Here is a 21,494-nt window from a genome sequence, read left to right as displayed (position 1 = left end):
GAGCCTGTTTCAGGCTCTGATCAGCGTTTCAGCAACGCCTTGACGAAGGGGGCCTCGGTCCACGGAACCGACAGGCCGTCCTCGTAGATCACGTCGCGCCCTTCCGAGATCAGCGCCAGGTATTTGCGGTATTCCTCGGCATCGTTGAAATGCTGTCGCCGCGCGACCTCGGTCTGCGCCTTGCGGCGGAAATCGGCGTTGTACTTGAAATGCGCAAAGATCAGTTCGCGCGGCGACAGGGTGACGTCGGTCAGGAAGTGCAACCCGGCCGAGACCCGCATCCACGGCTGGTATTTCAGCAGTGCGATCTTCTGGGCCACGAACAGATCCGTGCGCGACCCGGCGATCAGCCGGTGCCGCAAGGCGCTGGTCCAGGTCGGCATGTTGGAAAACGGCCCGCGCCCGGTCCAGTTGGCCAGGAACGGTTCGCGGTCCACGAAACCGGCCTCGGCGAAGGGGTCGGTCTTGAAGGTGGCCTTGGCCAGAGAGCCCTTGGGATACATGTCCAGCATGAAAATCCGCGCCGCGTCCACGCCCTGGAAATCGGGCGTTTTCAGCAGATCGGGCAAGGTTTGGGTCTGTTTTTCCTGCCAGACCAGCAATTCATCCGCATCGGCCACCATCGACCACTTGCCGACCCGGAAGGCCGCCATCAGCGCCTGCTGCCAGGCCACGCCGTAATAGGACAGGCTGTAATCGGTATCGACCGAGAACAGCGCCACGTCGGGCTGCTCCATCAGGTATTCCAGCGTCCCGTCATCCGAGCAGTTGTCGACAATCAGGAACCCGCCAACCCCCAGCTTGCGGTAATGGGCCAGGAATTGCGGCAGCATGAACATCTCGTTGCGCATGCAGGCCACCACCGCCACCTCGGCATCGCGGGCGGCGTCCAGCTTGTCCTGGGACGAGATCATCTCGAGCGCGTTGCTTTGGTAGATCAGGGTCACGTCCTGGTAGCTGGGCCAGATCTTTTTCGGCGTCAGTTCCTTGCTTTGCAGCGCGGCCATGGCGGGCAGTTGCGCCTCTTGCGCGTCCAGGTGCGCCATCTTGATCGGCGCGGCCAGGCTGGCATCAAAGCTGTTGACCCAGCGCGCGATCGGGAAGGCCTTGCTCCAGCTGCGGCGGCGCAGGGCGACGCGGTGGTCCTCGTCGGCGGGGCGGATGCCGCGCAGGGCCAGCAGGTCGCCCAGCAGCTTGTCCTCCATGAACGAGACCTGTTCCAGGTACTGCCCTTCGGGGCTGTCCAGCGCGTCCAGCGTGGCGGCCATCGCGGTGCGGCTGACCGTATAGCCCGAGCCGCCATCGGCGTAGGTCGAGGGTTCGGGCGACTTGTCCAGCTCGAACCTGCCCCGTTCCGAGGTGGACTTCTCGTTATGCCAGGCGCGGTCGGTCTCGCCCCGGTGACGGGTCAGGATGCGGCCGTGGAAGTCGTACTTGCGATAGCTGAGCGAGTGAAAGAATTCCTCGGGGTTGAGGAAGCAGTCGTCGTCGATCTTCAGCAGGTAGCCGAAATTGGTGTTCTCGTGCACCCAGCGGATCGTGGCCATGGTCTTTTGCGGCAGGCCCTCATAGTCGTCGGGGGCATCCACATGCAGCACGTCGCCCTCGATCCGGCCATCGCCATTGCCGACGATGATGACATAGGGCACGTCCAGCGCCTTGAGCAGGCTCAACCAGCCCTCGCGCATCGGCGGGATGCGGGTGGTCAGGTTCGGCAGGCAGGAAAACACCGTCACCAGCGTGTCGAACAAGGGCGAGCCGTCCAGTTTGGAGGGGCTGTCCGATGCGTCGGGCAGGGCCTTGGCCAGGGTCGGCAGGGTCTTGGCGGCCAGCGCATACTGTTTCGCGGCGGCCGGATCGGCGCGCAGGGACTGCAGCGCCATGCGCGGGGCCGGGGCGTATTCCAGCGCGCTCAGGCGTTCGTCATCCAGCGCGGCGACCAGGGTTTTCAGCAGCTCCTGCAGGGTTTTCAGCGCGGCATCGTGGCCCTTGTGCCGGGCCAGGCCACGGATCAGGGCCAGGATCAGGCCCAGCCCCAGGAACTGGCTGCGCCGTCCCGACAACACTCGCAGATCCCGCGCCAGAGGCTCGATCTGCGCCGGGGTGACGGGTTTGGCCGGGGCTTGTTGCAGCAGCGCATGCAGCAGGCGGCTGGCGCGCAATTGCGCCTGGTAATAGGGCGCGCGCGGCACGTGCGGATAGCGGGCGGGCAGGGCCTCGGCGGCGACGGCGACCATCTCGTCCGAGACGGGTGCGGCCCCCGGAAACGCCATGTGGCGCAGCGTGGCCTCTTCGGTGTTCAGCCCGGCCACGGCCAGCGCGGCGGTATCGGGGCCTTGCCCCGCAGGCAGTTGCAGCCCCGAGGGGCCCAGCAATTCGCGGCGCATCCGCAGCGCCTCGGGGGTGCCGTAGCGGGTGAACAGCTCCAGCGCGCGGTCCAGACCGGGGCGCGGCTGGCCGTCCTGCGCGGATTGCGCGACCAGATCAAACGCCTCGCGCGCGGGGATCAGCGCGGCGGGCAGGGGGGCGCCGTCCAGCGCCGTGTCCAGCATCTGCCAGAACTGGCGCGACAGCCCGTAGGCGCGGCGGACGAAATCCAGGAACGGGCCATGGGTGTAATCGGCGAACCGGTCCAGGTTCTGCACCAACTGCACCGCGACCCCAGTCAGGGCGACGCAATGGGCGCGGCTCCAGTAATCCCAGATGCGTTTGTCGACCAGATCCATATAGGCATAGAGGATGTCTTCGCAGGCTTCCTCGCTCAGGCCCGTCCCCTGGATCGCGCGGCGGGCCACCCAGGCCACGGCGGGGGTCACGGTCCAGGCGTTGGTCGGCTCGGTCAGGGTCCACAGCACCTCGCGCAGGGTGTCGACGCGGTCTTCGAGCAGCAAGAAGGGCAGCAGGGCCGAGTTTTTCCACACGTCGCCCGGTTCCGGGTTCAGCGTGCCGGCATGACCTTCGTCCAGGAACATCTGGTGGAAGGCTTCGAAATCGCGGGACGGATCGCAGAAGAACTCGCTCAGACCCAGGAACAGGTAGGGGCGCAGCTCTTTGGGCAGCTCTTGCTCGGCCAGCAGGGCCAGCGGATCGGTGTCGGGCTTGGCGCGCAGGATCCGGCCAAAGCGCGCATGGGCCTGCGCCACCGGATCGGGCGCGGCCTGAACGGGCAGGGGCTGTTGCGGAATGTCGTCGGCCTTGCTCCCCTCGGGCAGCAGGAAGGCGGCCAGCCCATAGGTGCGCTGCACCGTGGCCAGCGCGGCGCGGGCCGGGTCCGACAGCAGGCCCAGCAAGCCGCCAAAGCGGATATGCTCCAGCACCTGCATCGCGGTCAGGGCGTCGGCGCTCAGGTCCAGGCCCAGCAGGATCTTCTCGATCTGGGCGGCCAGCTCGGGGCGGCTGACGCGCAGCGGCGGGCAGGCGGCCTTGCCGTCGGGATAGCGCAGGTTGACCACCAGGGGGGCGCCTTCCTCGACGCTGTCCCAAAGGCGGCCGGGCAGCAGCGCGCGCAGGTCGGTTTCCCAATGCGGGCGGCCCTGATGGGTGATCGTGTGCAGGCTGGGCCGGGTGATCACGCGCGGCGGCATGCCCACGCCGGGCACGTCCAGCACCAGGCCGGGGTCACGATCGGGGCACAGCAGGCGGGCGCGCAGTTCCAGGCGGCTGTTCAGGCTCAGTTGGTCCTGATCGATCTGGCCGGTCTGGCTGATGTCGACGTCGATGCCGGCGGGCGCAATTCCGCCCTGGAAATCGACATAGGCGATCCGGTCGGGATCGGGGAACCGCGTGCGCAGCAGCCCCTTGCCGAAATGGAACAGCGGCTCGCCGTTGAGGGTTACCGTGATCTCGGGCGGGGCAAACACGACCTCGATGGAGACACCCGCACGCGGCAGGGTCACTTTCTGCTGGATCTCGCGCGCCCAGTCCTGGCCCGAGCGTTTGTTGCAGACGGCCAGCCCGTCCTCTTGGCGCAGCGACAGGTGGAACAGGATATTGGCCTGCTCACGGTCGTAGAAGGAAATGTTCGCATAAGGGAATTCAGAGAACTCGGCCTTGTAGCGGAACCGCGCGCCCCCTTGCACGGCAAAAGACAACATCCTGGAATCCTGTATGTGCTTTGAAAAATCAGTCGAGTTATGGCCGCTGGCCCGCGCGGGCGCAACCGCTGCGGGCCGCGTGCGACGAATTAGAGCTTCAACGCTCAGCAGCTGATCAATGCGTGGGCCCATATAGGGATCTAGCGGCGTGCGATGCCGGGTCTGGCCCCGCCACAGCGCCGCCCAGCCTGCGGCGGCGGCAAACAGCGCCTGCCCGGCGCGGCCGCGCCGGGGGTGGGCGAAATACATCTGCGCCCAGATCGCGCGGGCAAACAGGCGGCGGCGCCAGCCTTGCGGCAGCCGGGCGGCCTGATCGGGGGTCAGCGTGGCGGCCAGCCGGTCCAGCGCGCGGGCCAGTTGCCCGGCGGACCAGCGGCGGTGGAACTGGCTGCGGGCGGGCTCGGACATGTCCACGTCGCAGCCCGGCCACTGGAAATACAGCGAAACCGGCGCGGCCAGCGCGGCCTTCAGCGCGACTTGCCAGCCGGGCAGGGGGCCGGAGCCAAAGCGGATGCCGTTTTCATGCAGGAACGCGCGGCGATAGAGCTTCGAGGAGGGCTGCGCGTCCAGCAGCAGGGCGTCATGGCCGCTAAAGGCAAAGGCGGCGGCAGCAAGTTTCGCGCGCGAAACAGCCTCTTCATGGTGAAAGGCGCAATGGGTGTCGCCCTCGCCAATGCCCTTTCGGAAGGCCGAGACGACGAAATCCGCCTGCGCCTTGATCGCACCGTCGACCCAGTCGTGCAGGGCCATCTCGGCCAGCCGGTCGCCAGCATCCAGGAAGGTAACAAAGACCCCGCGCGCGGCTTGCAGGCCGGCGTTTCGCGCCGCCCCGGGCCCGCGCCCGGGCTGCACCAGCACCCGCGCATTGGGCAGGAACAGAGCCACATTTCGAGCCTGATCCGCGGCGTTTTCGTTATCGCAGACGATCAGGATCTCGCGCCCCGGCGCGCCTTGCAGGGCCAGCGCCTCAAGGCTGTCGCGCAGCAGGTCGGGATGCTGACCCGACCAGGGCAGGACGATGCTCAGCGGCAGCTCGCCCGCCAGTTCCAGCCCCCAGCCGCGCGAGATATGCGGGTCCCACTCGGGCGCATAGCGCAGCCCGTGCGCGGCCAGATACTCGGCGCAGGCGTGGGCGTAACGGGCGCGGCGCTCAGGATCGCGCAGCGCGGTCGAGCGTTCGAACAACAGGCGCGAGGCGATCTTCTCGAACGCTTCGGTTCCACCGGGATGGCCCTGCGCCATCAGGGCGCGCATATCCTCGAGCACGGCGAACTGTTCGAACACGCGCTCGCTGTCGGTGCCGGTGATCTGGCCCGCACGGCCACGGGTCTGCAGGTACAGCGGCTCGGCCAAGTGGGCGATGTGATCGGTGCGCGCGGCGGCCCGGTAGAAGAAGCCGTGATCCTCGAACCAGGTGCCTTCGGGAAAGCGCAGCCCCTCGATCAGCGAGCGGCGGTAAAGCTTGTTCCAGGCCGAGGGGAAATGCCGGATCGCATCACCCCAATCGGCCAGCACGAACCGCGCCACCCGCCCCGAGCTGTGCTGCGCCGCCTGCCCGTGAATGCCCGAATGGCAGGAGCTGACGCCGCCCGGAAAGCAGAACCGGATGGCGCAGGCGACCCAATCGGCGCCGGTCTGGTCCAGAACCTGCCACATCTGCTGCAGATAGCCGGGGGCGACCCGGTCGTCGCTGTCGACAAAGGCGATGAAGGCACCGCGTGCCAGATCCAGCCCGGTGTTGCGCGCACCCGACAGGCCGCGATTGTCCTGCCGCACCAGCCGGAACCGCGAATCCCCGTCGATTGCGCGCAGCGCCACCTCGGCGCTGTCATCGGTCGATCCGTCATCGACCACGATTGCCTCGAAATCGGGCAGGGTCTGGGCGCGCAGGCTGGCAATGCAGGCAGCGACGTGATCACGCACGTCATGGACCGGGACAATCACCGAGATCAGGGGGGCAGACACGAGAAGAACACCGTCGAAACAAGAGCTTCTTTCGTTCTAACGGCCACCGCGGCACGAAGCCAGACTTGATCCCGGCGCCATGATCGGGAAAATCCAACTGGTCATGGTTCGGTGTGGGCTGTATGTCTCGGCCGAGCGAGAAAGCAGGCAGGTTTCCGGTGCCATGGGCCGGAAAACGACAGTAAAGACGAAAGAGGCCCGGATGGGAGATCGGTTTCCCCACCTGAACAATTGCAAAGACGGCTTTGTGTTCATTGTGACTTACGGGCGCTCCGGCTCTACGCTTCTCCAGAACATCCTGAACTCGATCCCGGGCTACTGCATCCGCGGCGAGAATCACAACATGCTGCCGCATCTGGCGCAGTCCTGGCGTGCGGCGACGATGGCCGTTGAAAACGTCCTGCCCGAAGGCACGCCGGACGATCCCTCGCAGCCTTGGTACGGGGTGGGCAACATCAAGCCCGAGATCTACGGCCGGACCCTGGCCAACATGTTCGTGCGCGACGTGCTGGCCCCGCCGCAAGGCACCCGCGTCGCGGGGTTCAAGGAAATCCGGTTCCACGCGACCGAGCCGATGTTCTGGCAAAGCCTGGATTTCATCACCCGCTTCTTTCCGAAAACCCGGCTGATCTTCAACACCCGCAACCACGAGGACGTGGCGCGCTCGGGGTGGTGGAAGACCTGGGACAAGGCCGAAGTCTTTGCCGAGCTGGAAAAGGCCGAGGATCTGTTCGAGCGCGCGCTGCAACGCTATCCCAAGCGCGCCTTTGCGGTGAAGTTCGAGGATTACGCAGGCACGCCCGAAGCCTTTGAGCCGCTGTTCCAATTCTTGGAAGAGCCGTTCGACCTGGAGACCGTCGCCGCCCTGTCCAAGAAGCGGCTGACCCACCTGAAATAACGCCTAGAGCGGCGCGTTGACGAAGGCGGGCATCGCAGTGCCTGCCTTTTGCGTGTCCAGCCAGGTTTGCGCGGTGTCCAGCGCCTCGCGGATGGTGACGTCCATATCCAGATAGCGATAGGTCCCCAGCCGCCCCACAAAGGTGACGCCCGGCGTGGCCTGGGCCTGGGCGATGTAGCGGGTCAACAGCTCTTTCTCGGCGACTAGGCGGATCGGGTAATAGGGGATGTCATCCGGCCCGGCCTCGGCGCTGGTTTCACGATAGAGAACGCTGCCTTCGTGCTCTTCCCAGGGGCTGAAGTGTTTATGCTCGGTGATGCGGGTGTGCGGTACGTCGCGGTCGCCGTAATTCATCACCGCACAGCCCTGGTAATCGCCCTGCGCGGTGAAGCGTTCGAAATTCAGCGTGCGATAGCCCAGCCGGCCCAGATCGTAGTTGAAATACCCGTCCAGCGGGCCGGACCAGAACACGTGATCCCAATCGCCGCCCGTGGCCGGATCATAGGTCGTGTTCAGCTGCACGGTGATGACCGGATGATCCAGAATCCGCTGGATCAGAGCCGTATATCCGTCTCGCGGCATGCCCTGATATTTGTGGAAAAAGTAATTGTCGTCGTAGTTGAAGCGCAGCGGCAAACGCTTGAGGATCGAGGCTGGCAGTTCGCGCGGGTCACAGCCCCATTGCTTTTCGGTATAGCCCTTGAAGAACGCCTCGTAGAGGTCGCGCCCGACAAAGGCCAACGCCTGTTCCTCGAAGTTTTGCGGCTCGGGGATGTCCTCGGCCCGCTCGGCGATGAAGGCGCGCGCCTCGTCCGGGCGCATGGCGGTGCCGAAAAACTGGTTGATCGTGTGCAGGTTGACGGGCAGCGAATAGACCTGTCCCCCGACGGTGGATTTCACACGGTTCTTGTAAGGCTCAAACGTGGCGAAACGGGTCACGTAATCCCACACGCCCTGATCGTCGGTATGAAAGATGTGCGGCCCGTAGACATGCACCATCACGCCGGTGTCGGGATCGCGCTCGGTATGGCAGTTGCCGCCGATATGGGGGCGCGCATCCAGAATGGTGACGGCATGACCCGCCTCGGCCAGCTCGCGCCCGATGACAGCCCCCGACAGGCCAGCGCCCACGATCAGAATGCTCATGTCTTCACCTTTGGACGTGCTGCCTGAATTCCTGTCCCGTTCTGGCCGATCCTGCCCCGGAAGGCAACGTCCGCTCCGGTCATGGGCCGTTAACCATCCCGGCCGGGCTGTTCACGCCCGGGAAGGGGCCGCGCGATACATCTGGCGCCATCCAATCAGAGGAGAGCGCCATGCCCCTGTCTTCGCGGCTCGAGCTGCCCTATCTGGAGCCCGCCCAGGCCCAGAAACACGTCACCCATAACGAGGCCCTGCGCAAGCTGGACATGCTGGTGCAGCTCAGCGTGCAGGGGTTCAACGAAAACACCCCGCCCGCGCTGCCGGTGACGGGGCAGGTCTTTGCCCTGGGCACAGCACCCACCGGCGACTGGGCCGGTCAGGCCGACATGTTGGCCCTGCGCGAGGACACCGGCTGGACCTTTTCCGCCCCGCAACCGGGCTGGAGCGCCACTCTGGCAGGCAGCGCGGAACAGCGGATCTGGGATGGTACCGCCTGGCGGATCGTAGCGGGTCAGAGCCAGAATCTGGACGGGCTGGGGGTGAATACCAGCTCGGACGCGACCAACCGTCTGGCGGTCTCGGCCCCGGCCACGCTGCTGACTCATGAAGGCGCCGATCACCGGTTGATCCTGAACAAGGCCGGGGCGGGCAATACCGCCTCGGTGCTGTTTCAAAGCGGCTGGTCGGGCCATGCCGAGATGGGTCTGGCCGGCAGCACCGGGTTTTCGGTGAAGGTCAGCCCCAATGGCACCACCTGGACCCAGGCCCTGACCATTGACCCCGCCACGGGCAACGTCGCGGCCCCTGCAGGTCTGACGGTCAGCGGCAAAACCGCCTATCATCGCGGCAACCTGCTGGGCGGAGTCGCGCAAACCGGCGGCCAGCCCACTGGTGCTGTGATTGAGCGGGGCCAGAACGCAAATGGCGCCTATGTCCGCTTTGCAGACGGAACGCAAATCTGCAGTAAAAATTTTGCCCTGTTCGGACAAGATATCAATGTGGCCTATGGCAGTTTTGGCCAATACCGCTCGGCCAATCTGATGGCTGGGCAGGCCACGCTGCCCGCAGAGTTTGCCGGCGTGGCAGCGACGGATGTCGCATATACGCTGATGGCATATATCTCGAATTACAGTGTTGGCATGCTGATCGGCGGATCGGGTGACATCAACAACTTCCCCTCAACGCTTTATGTCGTGTCGCCCATTGCTCTGACCGAGCGCACGATCCATGTCCGCTGCCTGGCAGTCGGGCGCTGGTTCTAAGGAAAAACCCAATGCAGATCACCTTTACACCGATGCGCCAGGATGTGGCTCTGAGCCTACACAAATCCGGCGAGACGCTGATCATCAATGGCGAGGCCTTCGACTTCTCGGCATTGCCCGAGGGTGCAACCTTGCCACAGGCCGCTGTGGCCTGCGCTTGGCTGGGCTCGGATGTCGAACGTCAGGATGGTCAGGTACACCTGACCCTGATCCTGCCGCATGGCGTCCATGCTGCCCCCGAAACATTGTTTCCCGCGCCAGTCACACTTGTGGAGGACGGGCCGGTCACGCTGCCGCCCTATGAAGCCCCCGCCGAGGAGATCACAGTATGAGCAATATCGACTTTTCCACCCTGATCTCCGCACAGGACAAGCTGACCATTGCCCGTAGCGAGATGCTGGATAGTTTGGCCCAGATCCGCTGGATGCATGAAACTGCCGGGATCACGCTGGCGGATGGCCATTCGCTGGCCAGCACGCGCGACAGCCAGGCCCAGATCGCCAGCGCCGCCGCCGGGGTGCGCGCGGGGCTGATCGATGCGGCCCTGCCGTGGAAAACACCGCAAGGCTGGACCGAACTGACCCCCGAGGCCTTGCTGGAGGCTGACACCGTTCTTCGTCGTCACGTGCAGGCCTGCTTTGTCGCCGAACGCGCCGTGGCCGGGCAGATCGCTGCCTCGGACGACCCGGGCGCGCTGGATCTGCAGGCGGCTTTTCTGGCGCAGATTGGCTAAAATCCAAATCGGATTGTCGGCAAAAACCCCGATCTTGCCCCATTTGCGCACTGCTGCGGGCCCTGTCCCTCGCTGACCCTGGTGTCGGGTGAATCGATGGGGACAGGGGCTATGCCGCTGCAGTTTCAGGGCCGCGTGGGGACGGGGCAACAGCTATTGGATATGGACTTGCGCGATCTGCGGATCGTGACCCTGGACACGGGCTCCTATCTTTATGCAACGACCGGCGCCGGCGGCGGGCTAAGCGGTTTTGCCCTGCAACAGGGTGCATTGGCCACCTGGGAAAACAGTCTCTATTACAGCGCAATCGCGCCCGAGGTGATCTCGGGCGCGTTGTCGTTTCTGGACGCGGACGGACAGGATCTGCTGGTCTTTGGCGGGGCCATGATGTTGCAGGCCGTGGTGCTGGGGGCCGATGGCAGCATCGGCGCGCGAGTGCAAACCGGCAACCTGACCAGCGGCACGCAGGCGATCGGCGCGGTGGCCTCGGTCAGCCTGCAATCGGGGCTGGCAGTTTATGTGGCTGATGAGGGAACGGGCGCCTTGGCCACCTATGCCACGCAGGGCGACAGTCTGGTCCAGCAATCCGGCGGCGCGGTGCCCGGGCTGCTGGGGACGGTGGCGATGACCTCGGTCACGGTGTCGGGCAACACCTTTCTGCTGGCCGCCGATCAGGGCCATCAGGGCGTGTCGTGTTTCCGGGTCGATACCGTCACCGGCGCGCTCAGCACTACCGACACGATGGGCGCGCAGCAGGGGTTGGGTATCGCCACCCCCACCGCGATGGAGGTGGTGCAGGCCTTTGGCGCGACCTGGGTGATCCTTGCGGCAGCGGGCAGCAGCTCGCTCAGCGTGATGCAGCTGGGCACTACCGGAGAGTTGATCCCCGCCGATCACGTCATCGACACGCTCCACACCCGGTTTGGCGGTGTGCAATCGCTGGCCGTGGTCGAGGCCGAGGGCCAGGTCTTTGTCGTCGCCGGCGGGGCCGATGACGGGCTGAGCCTGTTCACCCTGCTGCCTGACGGTCGCCTGGTGCATCTGCAAAGCCTGGCCCATCCCGACGGTCTGGGGTTGATGGATGTCGGCCAGATCGCGGCGCAGCGGGTGGGCGACCAGATCCAGGTTTTCGTCTCGTCGGACGACGAGGTGGGGCTGTCGCAATTCTCGATCCCGCTGGACGGATTGGGCCAGGTGCTGACCGGCGGGGCGCAGGGCAGTGCGGGCGACGACCTGCTGATCGCCTCGGGGGGTGAAACCCTGCGCGGCTGGGGCGGCAATGACATCCTGGTGGCGGGTGACGGCGACACGGTGATGACGGGCGGTGCGGGGGCCGATCTGTTCGTACTGACCTCGGGCGGGCACAGCGCCACGATCACCGATTTCGACCCGGCCAACGACCGGCTGGACCTGTCCGACTGGCCGATGCTGCGCGACCCGGCGCAGCTGACGATCACACCGACGCGCACCGGCGCGATCATTACGTTCCGCGAGAACACGCTGGTGATCCAGACCGCCTCGGGCCAGCCGCTGAGCGGGATCGGCAGTCATTTCCTGGGCCCGGACCGGGTACTGGTGCTGGGACAGCCGGTGGGGCAATCCCTGACCGGTTCGCGCGATGGCGACACGCTGACCGGCGGCGACGGCAATGACACGATCAACGCGGGCGGCGGACACGATCAGGTCTGGGCGGGCGATGGCGACGATCTGATCGAGGGTGGCTGGGGCTTTGACACGATCGGGGCCGGGGCTGGCAATGACACGATCCGCGGTGATGGCGGCAATGACCTGATCCATGCCGGCTGGGGCGATGACCAGATCTGGGGCGGCGACGGCGACGATCAGGTCTGGGCCGATACCGGGGCTGACCTGCTTTATGGCGAGGATGGCGCGGACACGCTGGGGGGCGGCGCGGGCAACGACACGATCTGGGGCGATGCGGGGGCCGATCTGATCTTTGGCGGGCTGGATAACGATCAGCTGGGCGGCGGATCTCAGGCCGATACGATCTGGGGGGCCGAGGGGCAGGACCTGATCTATGGCGGTCAGGGCTGGGACAGGATGGGCGGCGGCGCAGGGAATGACACGCTGTGGGGCGGGTCGGAAAACGATCTGGTCTATGGCGGTTTGGGCGACGATCTGCTGGGCGGCGACGGCCAGAATGACGAGGTCTGGGGCGGCGACGGCCACGACATCCTGTATGGCGGCGCCGGAGAGGACACATTGGGCGGTGGCACCGGCAATGATCAGGTCTGGGGCGGCGCGGGGCGCGATACGCTCTGGGGTGGGCTGGGCGACGACACGTTGGGCGGCGGCGCGCAGGCCGATCAGATCTGGGGCGGAGCCGGGGCGGACCTGTTCGTCTTTGCTCCCGGCTCGGGGCAGGACACGATCGGCGATTTCACCCCGGGCCAGGACCGCCTCCATCTGACCGGCGCCAGCAACCTGTCCGACCTGAGCCTGAGCACCGGCAACGGGGGCGTATGGATCGGATACGGGGGCGACTTGATTCTGCTGCAGGGTCTGACACTGGCCGATCTGGGGGCTGCGGACTTCGTGTTTGGCTAATTTATTAACATAATGTTAATTGCGCGAGATATTTCGTGACCCTGTTGCCGCATCCGGCCCCTCAATCCCGATGCCCCCGCCCGGAATCCCGCCCACAGGCAAAAAGGGGCTGATTTCACCGGTTCAGTTGGCTAGAACCGAAGGCAACTGGATGATCGGGATTCACACACGTGACGCATTTTCTGAAACTGTCGGTTCTTGCCCTGGCTCTGGCCCTGCCCACGGCCTGCACTTCTCCGCGCGGGGCTGCCCTGACCAGCGAAATCCTGCGCGAGCAGGACAAGCCCGACGCAGGCTATGCCGTGATGCCCGTCACCCGCGCCAATGTCAGCGCCCTGCAGAAATGGCCCGGCGTTGCCGGCAACGGCACCTATCACTGGATCGGCAACAACCGCGGCCCCGACAGCCCGGTGATCCGCACCGGCGACCAGATCGATCTGGTGATCTGGGACAACCAGGAAAACTCGCTGCTGGCCTCGGGCAATGAAAAGTCGGTGAACATGAAGGGGCTGCAGGTTTCGACCTCGGGCACCATCTTTGTTCCCTACCTGGACGAGGTGCAGATCCGCGGCATGACCCCCGATCAGGCCCGCCGTCATATCCAAGAATCGCTGGCCCCGATCGTGCCGCAGGCGCAGGTGCAACTGGCGCTGAGCGCGGGCAAGCAGAACTCGGTCGATCTGGTTTCGGGCGTGGAAACCCCCGGCACCTATCCCCTGCCCGACCGCAACTATTCGATCCTCAGCCTGATCGCCCAGGGCGGCGGCATCAACAAGAGCATGCGCAACCCGCTGGTGCGGCTGCAACGCAACGGCGGCAGCTACGCCATCCCGGCCAGCGCCCTGTTCGAGGATCCGCGCAAGAACGTTCCCCTGCGCGGCAATGACAAGGTCATCGTCGAGGAGGACGACCGCTACTTCACCGCGCTGGGGGCCACCGGCAAGGAAGAGCTGGTCTATTTCACCAAGGAAAACGTGACCGCGCTGGAATCGCTGTCGATGATGGGTGGCCTGTCGGAATACCGCGCCAACCTGAAGGGCGTGCTGGTGCTGCGCGAATACCCGGCCGAAGCGGTGCGCTACAACGGCAGCGGCCCGGCGTCCGAGCGGATGGTCTTTACCTTCGATCTGACCTCGGCCGATGGGCTGTTCGCGGCGCGCAAGTTCCCGATCCAGCCCGAGGATACCGTGATCGCCACCGAAAGCCCGCTCAGCGCGACTCGTACGATTTTGGGCCTGATTGGTACGGTCTTCGGTGTGGTCAACGTGGCACCCGGCGGCTGAACCCGCGCACTCGCTATTTCATAGCGAAAGGCCGCCCCAACGGGGCGGCCTTTTTCATGGGAACAAACCGAAGGGCCTAGTCACTGCCGAACAGATCGCGGGTAAAGACCTTGCCGCGCACGTCCTCCAGATCGGGGGTGATGCGGTTGGCGACGATCAGATCGCAGCGCGCCTTGAACGCCGCCAGATCGTTCACCACCGGCGAGCGAAAGAAATCCGCCGCCTCCAGCGTGGGTTCGTAGACGATGACCTGGATGCCCTTGGCCTTGATGCGCTTCATGATCCCCTGAACCGAGCTTTGCCGGAAATTGTCGGAGCCCGCCTTCATCACCAGCCGGTAAATCCCCACCACCTGCGGATCGCGCGCCACGATGCTGGCGGCGATGAAATCCTTGCGGGTGGTGTTGGCATCGACGATGGCGCGGATCAGGGTCTGGGGGACGCGCTCGTAATTGGCCAGCAGTTGCTTGGTGTCCTTGGGCAGGCAATAGCCGCCATAGCCGAAGGACGGATTGTTGTAGTGATCCCCGATGCGCGGGTCCATCCCGACGCCCTCGATGATCTGGCGGGCGTTCATGCCATTGGCCAGCGCGTAGCTGTCCAACTCGTTGAAATAGGCGACGCGCATGGCCAGGTAGGTGTTGGAGAAGAGCTTGATCGCCTCGGCCTCGGACGGGTCGGTGAACAGCACCGGCACATCGATTGCCGCCGCACCCTGCACCAGCAGCGCCGCGAACCGTTCAGCCCGGGCCGAGCGTTCGCCCACCACGATCCGGCTGGGATGCAGGTTGTCGTAAAGCGCGCGCCCCTCGCGCAGGAATTCCGGGCTGAAGATCACATGCGCCCCGGTGCGGTCCGCCAGATCGGCCGTGAACCCGACCGGCACGGTGGACTTGATGACGATCAGCGCCTCGGGGTTCACCGCCTGGGCCTGGGCCACCACCTGTTCCACGCTGGACGTGTCGAAATGGTTGGTCAGCGGGTCATAGTTGGTGGGGGTGGACACCAGGATGATCTCGGCCCCGGCCAGCGCGGCTTGCGCATCTGTGGTCGCGGTCAGGTCCAGCGGGTGATGGCGCAGGTACATCTCGACCTCGGGGTCGATGACCGGGCTTTGGCGGGCGTTCAGCATCTCGACCCGGCGCGGATCGATGTCCAACGCGGTGACCGGGTTGTGCTGGGCCAGCAGCACGGCATTGGACAGGCCGACATAGCCGATGCCGACGACGGTGATCCTAGCCGGAGGGGTGTGCATGGTGGGTCTCTCTGCTCGGTCTTTTGCGGCAGGGTCGGTGCTTGGCGCGCAAAAAGCAACCGTCAAACCCGAAAGACAAAGGCCCCGGATGTCCGGGGCCTTTGCGGTCGTTAAAAAGGGGTCGGATCAGATGATCACGATATGGCTGTCCAGACCGGCCAGCGAGCCCAGGCCGTTCAGGGTGATGACCTCTCCGCCGTCGAAGGTGAAGACGACATTGCCACCGCTGACCGAGCCGAACTGCGCGATCACCTGCGCCGCGGTCAGCGTGCCGTAAGAGGCCCACAGCGCGTCGTCCAGCGCCAGCTCGTCGCTTTGCGCCAGGCTGAAATCGGTCGCCACGTCGTTGCCAAAGCCGGTGCGGAACACGAACCGGTCCGCGCCGCCGCCGCCGGTCATGACGTCATCGCCCTCGCCACCGATCAGGGTGTCATCGCCCAGACCACCATAGAGCGAGTCATTGCCAGCCTCGCCTGCGACGGTGTCGTTGCCGCCGCCGGCATAGAACAGGTCGTCGCCAGCGCCGCCCCACAGCTCGTCATCATCGACGCCGCCGCCCAGGGTGTCATTGCCCTGGCCAGCATAGATCGTGTTCTGGCCAGAACCGCCCCACAGCTCGTCGTTGCCGGTGCCGCCGCCCAGCAGGTCGTCGCCCAGACCGCCGTAGATCGTGTCGTTCTGATCGCCGCCCCACAGCTCGTCATTGCCGTCGCCACCGCCAATGGTGTCGTTGCCCAGACCGCCATAGATCAGGTCGTCGCCCGCATCGCCCCACAGCTGGTCATAACCCGTGCCGCCACCCAGCGTGTCGATACCGTCGCCGCCGAACAGGGTGTCACCGCCGTCAGCGCCCCACAGCTCGTCATTGCCGGTGCCACCTCCCAGCTGGTCGTTGCCCGCGCCGCCATAAAGCGTATCCGCGCCGTCATTGCCCCACAGCTGGTCGTCGCCGGTGCCGCCGCCCAAGGTGTCGTTGCCCAACCCGCCGTACAGCGTGTCGTTGTCACCGTCGCCCCACAGCTGGTCATTGCCGTCGCCGCCGTTCAGCACGTCGTTGCCGTTGCCGCCAAAGGCGGTGTCCAGGCCGGTGTCGCCGATCAGCGTGTCGTTGCCGTCGCCGCCGCCCAGCCGGTCGTTGCCTGCACCGCCCAGCATGCTGTCATCGCCAGCCATGCCCCACAGCTCGTCATCGCCGCCGCCGGCATCCAGCGTGTCATGACCGGCGCCACCGTTCAGCATATCGCCCCACTGATCCGCCGTCAGAACATCGTCGCCGTCACCGCCGTACAGCACGCCCCAGCCGTCGCGCGTCGTCAGGGTGTCGTTGCCGCCCAGACCATACAGCGTATCATTGCCGCCCCGGCCCTCCAGACGGTTGCCATCGTTGTTGCCGGTGATCTCATCGGCAAAGCCGGTGCCGCGGACCCACTCGATCCCGGTGATGCTGTGCGAGAAGCTGGAGCCGTTGAACGAACCCGTCGCGGTTCCGGCCAGCAGGTTCACCACGACCGCGCTCATGCCCGAACGGTCAAAGCGCAGACGGTCGAAGCCCAGCCCGCCGTCCAGCACGTCATTGCCGCCTTCCAGGATGAAGCTTTCGTTGTTGGCGCTGCCGGTAAAGGTGTCGTCGGCATTGCTGCCGCGCAGTTCCCAGACGGTGCCGTTGATCACCTCGACATTGCCAAAGCCGTCGTCGTTCACGGTGCCAGAGGACAGGTCCACATCGGCGCCGTTACCACCGCGGAAGTTCAGCCGGACCGAGCCCGAGCCCGCGATGTTGTAGGTGTCCACACCGTCACGACCGTGCATCGACATCCACTGACCCGCGGCCAGGGTGACGTTGAACGTGTCATCGCCATCCGTACCCTCGGTATCCAGCCCGTCGCCATACAGCGCGTTGTTGATGTTGATGATCGTGTCGGACCCCGCGCCGGTCACGCTACCGGTATTGGCGGTGCCGTCGATGTTAAAGATCACGGGAGCCGTGACATCCGAGTAGCTGATAAAGACCCAGCCCGCCCCGGTGACCGCACTCAGGTCGATCGTGTCATCGCCACCGCCGGCCCAGATGTTGTCGAAGTCATTGCCGATGATCAGGTCGTTGCCGTCACCACCGATCAGGGTATCCCCGCCGCCCATGCCGTTCAGCGTGTCGTTGCCGCCCATGCCCTCCAGCCGGTTGGCGTTGCCATCACCGATCAGCTGGTCGTTGCCGGTACGCGAGCCGCGCACCCATTCCACACCCGAAACCGTATGGATGAAGGCCGAGCCATACCAGACGCCCGAGATCAGGCCGGTGGACAGGTCCACTGTCACATACTCGACACCGCCACGGTCATAGCGCAGACGGTCAAACCCGGCGCCCGCATCCAGCGTGTCGTTGCCCAACTCCAGGATGAAGCTTTCGTTGCGGGAACTGCCGGTGATCTGGTCGGTGTTGTTGGTGGCGCGGATTTCCAGCCGGCCGCTGCCGGTGACGTTGATCTGGTCGGTGCCGCCGAAACCGTCATTGCTGACCACGCCCGTGGACAGATCCATGATCAGGCCCTGGGTGGCCCCCATCTCGACGATGCTGCGGAAATCCACCCGCATCCCCGAGCCAAGCGTCAGGTTGAACGTATCGTTGCCCGCGCCCCCAACGACCGAGGCCCACTGCGTGCCGGTCGTGGTGACGTTGAACGTGTCGTTGCTGCCGGTGCCGACGATGGCCAGACCGCCATCCGAAGCGGTCATCGCGGCGTTGATGTTGTTCAGGGTGTCGGTCCCCGAACCGGTCACGGTGCCCTGCCCCGCCACACCATCCAGCGTCACGACGATCGGGCCGGTCTGCATCTCGTAGGTCAGCGTATAGTAGCTGTTGGAATCAGCATCGCCAAAATCGTAGACGTCATTGCCACCCGAGCCACCAATCAGGTCGTTGCCGTCATTGGCGCCCGCGTTGATCGTGTCATTCGCTGCGCCCCCCATCAGCGTGTCGTCATGGCTGGAGCCGGTGATGGTGATCGTGGCCGTGATGAAGGGCGACAGGTCGGCGATATCGCTGAAATCGAACCCCCCGGTCGCGGTGCTGGCATCCACGACGATCGGGCTGGCCGAGAACAGCGCACCCATCGGGGCGTAGTTCTCGTTCTGGTCGATCTCGTCCAGTGCCGAGATGAAGGCCACCAGGTTCCAGCTGATATCGGTGATCGTGGTCTGGACCGTCCCGTTCAGCGACATGCTGAAACCGGTCACGGTGCCGCCAGTGGGCTGCCCGGTGCCATCAAAGGTGAACCCGGTGCCGGTGGCCACGGTAATCACCCCCGTATCCGGCTGTTGCACGACGATCTGCGTCGAGGTGCCGCTGAGCAGCGTTACGTCTTGTCCGAACGGGCCGAAAAAGGCCGTTCCAAAAAAGACATTGTCGGATCCGGTATAGGTAATAAGCATGCGGTGGGTCCCCCAAAAAGCCTGCCAGACAAGCATGCCCTTGGGGCATGTGGTGTGGCGAAATGTACCGGCAAACCTAGCATCCTACGGAAACAAGTAAATAAAAAACCCGGCCCACGAATGGACCGGGAGGCTTTTTATTAGGCGTCATCAGACGATGAACAGGGCCCCTTCGAGGGCAACCAGATCGGTGACGCCCTGCAGGATCAGCACCTGACCGCCGTCAAAGGTAAAGACGGTGCTGCCCCAGGCGTTCACGCTGGCGAATTGCGCGATCACCTCGGCCGCGGTCATCGTGCCATAGCCGTGATCCATCCACAGGGAGGAGCTCATCTCGACCATGTCGCCCTCGGCGATGTTCATGTCGGTGACGATGTCGGTGTCGCAATCGGGCTGGAACAGGAAGAAGTCGGCCCCCGTCCCGCCGGTCAGCGTATCGGTGCCCAGACCGCCAAAGATCCAGTCGTCGCCGTCTCCGCCGCGCAGCACGTCATTGCCTTCGTCGCCGTACAGGTAGTCGGCACCGTCACCGCCATTCAGCGTGTCGTTGCCCCAGCCACCCGACACGAAGTCGTCGCCCAGCTCGCCGTTCAGCACGTCATTGCCGCCATCGCCCGCGACATAGTCATTGTCGGCGCCGGCCCAGACGGTGTCGTTGCCGTCACCGCCGTGGATGTCGTCGATCCCCAGGCCGCCATAGACGACGTCACCGTCGCTGCCGCCCCAGATGTAATCGTTGCCCGCGCCGCCCCCCAGGGTGTTCTGCCCCGAGATGCCATAGAGCACATCGCTGCCGTCCATGCCCCACAGCGCGTCATCGCCCGCGCCGCCATAGAGCGTGTCATCGCCCAGGCCACCATACAGCGTGTCGTTCCCGGCCTCGCCATAGAGCTGGTCATTGTCCGCGCCGCCGCCGATCTGGTCGTTGCCGTCACCGCCCCAGGCGGTGTCATTGCCGGTATCGGCCCAGATCTGATCGTTGCCAGCCCCACCATAGAGCAGGTCCGCGCCTGCGCCCGCATAGACCGTGTCGGCATCGACGCCGCCCCAGACCGTATCGTCGCCGGTACCACCGCCCAGGATGTTGGCGCCGCTGGTGCCGTACAGCAGGTCGTTGCCATCGCCGCCCCACAGCTGGTCATTGCCAGCGCCGGCCACCAGGGTGTCGTTGCCGGCCTCGCCCAGCAGCAGGTCATGCTCGGACCCGCCCCACAGGCTGTCATTGCCCAGACCACCGATCAGCGTGTCGTTCATCTGGTCGCCGTTGAGCGTGTCGTCACCGTCCTCGCCCTCCAGCAGGTCATTGCCCCAGCCGCCCGACACGAAGTCGTTGCCAGCCCCGCCATAGAGCGTGTCATGGCCGAAATTGCCCAGGATCGTATCCATCCCGGCGCCGCCAATGCCGATGTCATCGCCACCCAGCAGGTCGATGGAGCCGCCAGCATCATCCAGCGCGATCACGTCATCCAGCCAGGTCGGCGTGCCGTTCAGCACCGGCACAAGGAAGCTGCGCGAATAGACCCCGGCCGCGGTATCGCCGCTGCCATTGTCCACCCAGATCACCGTGACCAGCCCGTCGGGGCCGATCTCGATCCGCGGCGTGGTCTGCCCGCCGGTGACGGCACTGGTGATGCGGAACGCCCCGCCCACGGTGCTGCCATCCGCCATGAACCGCTGGCCGTAGATGTCGTAAGAGTTGCCCGACCAGTCATCGGCCATCTGGAACACCACGAAGAACCCGCCATCGGGCAGGGCCACGGCCTCGAACCCGTTCACGTAATAGCGGTCGAACTCGTAGTCGTTGACCAGGAACTCGCCCCCTTGCGGGGTGCCGTCCGCGTTGAAAATCTGCGCCCGCACCGAGTACTGGGTGCGCGACTCGGCCTCGTTGTAGCCCGAATACCAGAGCACCACATAGCCGCCATCGGCCAGCGCGGTGACCACGGGTTCCTCTTGCCCGCGATAGGTATCGGTGTTCACCACCGCCTGCGGGGCCGCGATCGTGCCATCAGCATTGTACTGCTGCACGATGATCCCCGCGCTGGACCCGTCGACACCATCGTTATCTTCCCACACCACGACGAAACCGCCATCCGGCAGCGCCGTGACCGAGGCATAATGCTGGTACTGATCGGCCAGGGTATTGACCTGGAAATCATTCAGAACGGTCACACCATCCGGGCCGTAGATGCGCAGCGACAGGTCCAGGTCGTTGTAATAAACCAGCACGACATTGCCGTTTTCCAGCGTGGTCAGCGCGGGCTCCAGCTCCCAGCTCGAGGTGCTCACCCATCCGCCGGGGCTGATCTGGTAGACCGCCGTGTAGGGCTCGGTCAGGGGGGTGCCGTCGGCCGCATAGTGCCGCATCATCACGTTGCGCCCGGTGTTGTAACCGCTGTTCCATTCCTCGGTGGTCCAGGCCACCACGAAAGAGCCATCCGCCAGCCAGGTCACATCCGGATCCCACTGATCCATGCCGTGCACGGTGTCGGGCGTGCTGACCGCAAAGGGCTGGGTCAACGGCTGCCCGGTCGGATCCAGGACACAGCCCCAGACCTCATTCACGCCCGAGTCGGGCCGGTTATCCCACACGACAACGTAGTTGCCATTCGGCAGAACGGTCAGGTTCACCCCATCCGAGAACGTGCTTAAGTTCACGATATCGGCGCCCGCAACGAGCGTATCACTGGTGATCGGCAACAGAACAGAACTTGGCATATCTATTTTCCCCCAAATGCTGCGGAATACGCAGTTGGGGGAATTTTATGCGGTTTGCCGCATGTGGACGTTGACCCGGATCAATCGTCAGACGATGACGTAAGGTCATTCAGAAACGCAAACGCCCGGCCAAAAGGCCGGGCGTT

The 21,494-nt window shown here is 65.1% G+C and carries 11 protein-coding genes; 6 read left to right on the top strand and 5 right to left on the bottom strand.

The features are described from left to right. Window positions 1-20: 20 nt before the first annotated feature. A complete protein-coding gene (locus E7681_RS03540) occupies window positions 21-6,059 on the bottom strand; it encodes a glycosyltransferase (RefSeq protein ID WP_136337872.1) in 6,039 nt (2,012 codons plus the stop codon). A 247-nt stretch (window positions 6,060-6,306) separates the two neighbouring features. On the opposite strand from E7681_RS03540, the gene E7681_RS03535 reads away from it, so the two are divergent. Next, window positions 6,307-6,957 (top strand): sulfotransferase, encoded by a 651-nt coding sequence (locus tag E7681_RS03535; protein ID WP_168733150.1) that lies wholly within the window; start codon window positions 6,307-6,309, stop codon window positions 6,955-6,957. A 3-nt stretch (window positions 6,958-6,960) separates the two neighbouring features. Here the strand turns inward: E7681_RS03535 and glf are convergent, their stop codons facing one another. Continuing rightward, complete coding sequence (gene glf / locus E7681_RS03530; protein ID WP_136337870.1) at window positions 6,961-8,103, bottom strand: UDP-galactopyranose mutase; 1,143 nt, start codon at window positions 8,101-8,103, stop codon at window positions 6,961-6,963. Window positions 8,104-8,273: 170 nt separating this feature from the next. On the opposite strand from glf, the gene E7681_RS03525 reads away from it, so the two are divergent. From E7681_RS03525 to E7681_RS03505, 5 genes are all read left to right on the top strand, one after another. Continuing rightward, on the top strand, window positions 8,274-9,362 hold the full coding sequence (locus E7681_RS03525) for a DUF2793 domain-containing protein (RefSeq protein ID WP_136337869.1): 1,089 nt from the start codon (window positions 8,274-8,276) through the stop codon (window positions 9,360-9,362). A gap of 11 nt (window positions 9,363-9,373) precedes the next feature. Further along, window positions 9,374-9,694, top strand: a complete 321-nt coding sequence (locus E7681_RS03520; protein ID WP_136337868.1) for a hypothetical protein — start codon at window positions 9,374-9,376, stop codon at window positions 9,692-9,694. Further along, complete coding sequence (locus E7681_RS03515) at window positions 9,691-10,095, top strand: DUF4376 domain-containing protein (protein WP_136337867.1); 405 nt, start codon at window positions 9,691-9,693, stop codon at window positions 10,093-10,095. Before E7681_RS03520 ends, E7681_RS03515 begins: the two co-directional genes overlap by 4 nt. Window positions 10,096-10,206: 111 nt before the next feature. Next, window positions 10,207-12,663: a calcium-binding protein gene (locus E7681_RS03510; protein ID WP_168733149.1), complete on the top strand. Its 2,457-nt coding sequence runs from the start codon at window positions 10,207-10,209 to the stop codon at window positions 12,661-12,663. 170 nt (window positions 12,664-12,833) lie between these two features. Further along, entirely contained in the window at window positions 12,834-13,946 is a 1,113-nt protein-coding gene (locus E7681_RS03505; protein WP_246032394.1) for a polysaccharide biosynthesis/export family protein, read from the top strand. Between the two features lie 76 nt (window positions 13,947-14,022). Here E7681_RS03505 and E7681_RS03500 read toward each other — a convergent pair whose 3' ends face one another. From E7681_RS03500 to E7681_RS03490, 3 genes are all read right to left on the bottom strand, one after another. Continuing rightward, complete coding sequence (locus E7681_RS03500; RefSeq protein ID WP_136337865.1) at window positions 14,023-15,201, bottom strand: nucleotide sugar dehydrogenase; 1,179 nt, start codon at window positions 15,199-15,201, stop codon at window positions 14,023-14,025. 126 nt (window positions 15,202-15,327) lie between these two features. Continuing rightward, entirely contained in the window at window positions 15,328-18,630 is a 3,303-nt protein-coding gene (locus tag E7681_RS03495) for a calcium-binding protein (protein WP_168733148.1), read from the bottom strand. 150 nt (window positions 18,631-18,780) lie between these two features. After that, a complete protein-coding gene (locus E7681_RS03490) occupies window positions 18,781-21,348 on the bottom strand; it encodes a calcium-binding protein (RefSeq protein ID WP_136337863.1) in 2,568 nt (855 codons plus the stop codon). Window positions 21,349-21,494 lie beyond the last annotated feature (146 nt).

The sequence above is a fragment of the Thalassobius vesicularis genome, from assembly GCF_004799325.1.
In the GTDB taxonomy this organism is placed as follows: domain Bacteria; phylum Pseudomonadota; class Alphaproteobacteria; order Rhodobacterales; family Rhodobacteraceae; genus Thalassobius; species Thalassobius vesicularis.
This window is presented reverse-complemented; position numbering and strand designations above follow the sequence as displayed.

Bases quoted from the DNA above. Each gene is read 5' to 3' on its own strand.
- glf (WP_136337870.1), bottom strand. From the start codon at position 8,103: ATGAGCATTCTGATCGTGGGCGCTGGCCTGTCGGGGGCTGTCATCGGG.
- E7681_RS03525 (WP_136337869.1), top strand. From the start codon at position 8,274: ATGCCCCTGTCTTCGCGGCTCGAGCTGCCCTATCTGGAGCCCGCCCAG.
- E7681_RS03520 (WP_136337868.1), top strand. From the start codon at position 9,374: ATGCAGATCACCTTTACACCGATGCGCCAGGATGTGGCTCTGAGCCTA.
- E7681_RS03515 (WP_136337867.1), top strand. From the start codon at position 9,691: ATGAGCAATATCGACTTTTCCACCCTGATCTCCGCACAGGACAAGCTG.
- E7681_RS03510 (WP_168733149.1), top strand. From the start codon at position 10,207: ATGCCGCTGCAGTTTCAGGGCCGCGTGGGGACGGGGCAACAGCTATTG.
- E7681_RS03500 (WP_136337865.1), bottom strand. From the start codon at position 15,201: ATGCACACCCCTCCGGCTAGGATCACCGTCGTCGGCATCGGCTATGTC.
- E7681_RS03495 (WP_168733148.1), bottom strand. From the start codon at position 18,630: ATGCTTATTACCTATACCGGATCCGACAATGTCTTTTTTGGAACGGCC.
- E7681_RS03490 (WP_136337863.1), bottom strand. From the start codon at position 21,348: ATGCCAAGTTCTGTTCTGTTGCCGATCACCAGTGATACGCTCGTTGCG.